The sequence below is a fragment of the Pseudomonadota bacterium genome (genome assembly GCA_018242545.1).
Classification (GTDB): Bacteria; Pseudomonadota; Alphaproteobacteria; order 16-39-46; family 16-39-46; genus 16-39-46.
The window spans coordinates 1-1,739 of sequence record JAFEBT010000113.1 but is presented as its reverse complement, the minus strand read 5'-3'; the positions used below and the strand labels follow the sequence as shown (position 1 = coordinate 1,739).

Annotated in this window: 1 protein-coding gene; it reads right to left on the bottom strand. The window is 34.2% G+C overall.

The annotated features are described in order from the left end of the window. Window positions 1–1,739: amino acid adenylation domain-containing protein (locus JSS34_08830; protein ID MBS0186398.1), on the bottom strand; the 1,739-nt coding region annotated here is incomplete at both ends.

Genomic DNA, 1,739 nt, shown 5'->3' with positions numbered 1-1,739 from the left:
ATGCGTCCTAAGAACTCTATATTTCCATCTGGAAGATATCGCGCGAGATCTCCTGTGCGATAAAGTCTGAGGTGTTTAGGAAGTTGTGGATCTTTAGCTCGAAGAAAAGGGTTCGGAACAAACCGTTCTGCTGTGAGATCTGGGCGGTTTAGATATCCCCGTGCAAGCCCAGCTCCTCCGATATAGATCTCGCCACTTACTCCAACAGGAACAGGATTAAGATAGGTATCTAGGATATATATCTCAGTGTTTGCAATGGGATGTCCAATTATTCCTAATGAGCATATCCTCTCTTCTGAGTTGATTAAATGATAAGTTACATCTGCTGCAACTTCGCTTGATCCGTATAGATTTAATAATTGGTCATTGGGGAAAATTTGTTTAAACATGTTTATTATAGAAGAGTTGAGAGCTTCTCCGCTAACAATAAAAAGTTTTTTTTCTTTATGGTTATTTTTATTTATTTCAGTTTGAGAAGATTGTAAAATTGACTTTAATAAAGAAGGGACTAATAAACATCTTTTGATAGTATCTTTAGAGATTACATTTATTAAGTAAGTAGCCTCTTTTTCTTTATGTTTTGGAACAATTAATAGTTTAATCCCTTTTAATAAAGGACCAAAAATTTCCCATATTGAGTCTACAAAAGATAAAGATGTTTTACAAACAGCTGTTTCATTTTTAGAAAAAGGATAAATATTCCACATCCAAGAAAATCGATTTATAATTGCCGAATGCTCTCCTAATACTCCTTTGGGCTTCCCAAGAGATCCAGAAGTATAAATGGCATAAGCAAGATGATGAGGAAATGTGAGAGAGGTAAGATTATCAAAGTGTTGAGTTTGAAAATTCTCTAAGCATTGGTCAATTATAACAGTTTCACCTAAATAAGTAGAGAAAGTTTGTTTAAGCTTTTCTTGTAAATAAGATTGCGTAATTAAAATAGAAGTTTTAGTGTCTTGTAATATAAATGAAAGCCGTTCTGAAGGATAGCTTGGATCTAAAGGCACATAAGCGCCCCCTGCTTTGAGGATCCCTAAAAGACCAATAATCATGTCAAAGGATCGCTCTACAGCGATGGCCACAAGTGTGTCAGGACCAACCCCTTTGCTTCTAAGATAATGTGCAAGTTGATTTGCTCGATCATTTAACTCTTGATACGTCAGCTGTTCGTCTTCATAGACAAGAGCAATGTTCTGAGGTGTCTTCTCGACTTGCTCTTCAAATAAATGATGGATACATTTATTGTTTTCTGAAAAAGTTGAATAGGTGTTATTCCATTCAAACAATAGTTGACGCTGTTCTGGAAGTGTCAAAAGGGATAGTTCATTGATTAGTCGGTTTGGATTTTGAAGAATGCCTTTAATTAACTCTTTAAAATGTTGAGCAAATTGCTTAATTGTTAGTTCATTAAATAAATCAGTTGAATATTCGAATCCTACTTTAATTCCTTCTTCATACTCATGAGCTAAAATACTTAAGTCAAATTTAGCAATTGGATAGCTAGAAAAAACTGAAGTAATTTCTATATTATGTAAAGTCAAAGCTTCTTCTTTGGCTGTTATATTCTGAAAAACCAACATACTTTGGAAAATAGGATTACTATTTAACGCTCTTGGAACATTTAAATGATCAACCAATTGCTCAAAAGGAACATCTTGATGCTGATAAGCTTGAAGGGTTGTTTCTTTAATACGTCTTAGAACACTTTTAAAGGTATCATGGTTTTCAAAGGTGGT